This is a genomic window from Sphingomonas sp. GW821-FHT04B01, assembly GCF_059420425.1.
Genome location: NZ_JBWKTR010000038.1, coordinates 1 through 840, shown reverse-complemented (window position 1 = coordinate 840; position 840 = coordinate 1). Strand labels below are relative to the sequence as shown.

The window sequence follows — 840 nt, the reverse complement described above, 5'->3', positions numbered from 1 at the left end:
TAGGGTCAGGACCCATTGATGGGAGAGGCGCGATCTGATTGAGGCTCCGTGAGGAGACCGTGAATGAGCGACCTGTACTGGCTGACGGATGAACAGATGGCGCGTCTGCAACCGTTCTTTCCCAAGAGCCATGGCAAGCCTCGGGTCGATGATCGGCGGGTGCTGAGCGGCATCGTTTTCGTCAACCGCAACGGGCTGCGCTGGTGTGATGCGCCGAAGGACTATGGCCCGCACAAGACGCTCTACAATCGCTGGAAGCGGTGGGGCGAGAGGGGTGTCTTCTTGCGCATGATGGAGGGGCTCGCGGCAGCGGAAGCCGTACCGAAAACGGTTATGATCGACGCGACCTACCTGAAGGCACACCGCACGGCATCCAGCCTGCGGTTAAAAAAGGGGATCTCGGCCGCCTGATCGGCCGCACGAAAGGCGGCATGAACACCAAACTGCACGCCGTCAGCGATGCGGACGGGCGGCCCTTGAGCTTCTTCATGACCGCTGGGCAGGTCAGCGACTACACCGGCGCGGCAGCCTTGCTCGACGATCTGCCGAAGGCACAGTGGCTGCTTGGCGACCGTGGTTATGACGCCGACTGGTTCAGGGACGCCCTGGAAGCCAAGGGCATCCAGCCCTGCATCCCGGGCCGCAGATCGCGCAACGAGCCGGTCAGATACGACAAGCGCCGCTACCGGCGCCGCAGCCGCATCGAGATCATGTTCGGCCGCCTAAAAGACTGGCGCCGCGTCGCCACTCGCTACGACCGCTGCCCAACTGTCTTCTTCTCTGCCGTCGCGCTCGCGGCCACCGTCATCTTCTGGCTGTGACCAATGAGTCCTGAGCCTA

General features: G+C 63.1%; 1 protein-coding gene. It reads left to right on the top strand.

Annotated elements, in window-relative coordinates; genetic code table 11:
• Window positions 1-63 precede the first annotated feature (63 nt).
• A protein-coding gene (locus AC07UH_RS21500) for an IS5 family transposase (RefSeq protein WP_495182214.1) occupies window positions 64-821 on the top strand; the annotation gives its coding sequence in 2 pieces (ribosomal slippage) (window positions 64-385 and window positions 385-821; 759 coding nt in all).
• Window positions 822-840 lie beyond the last annotated feature (19 nt).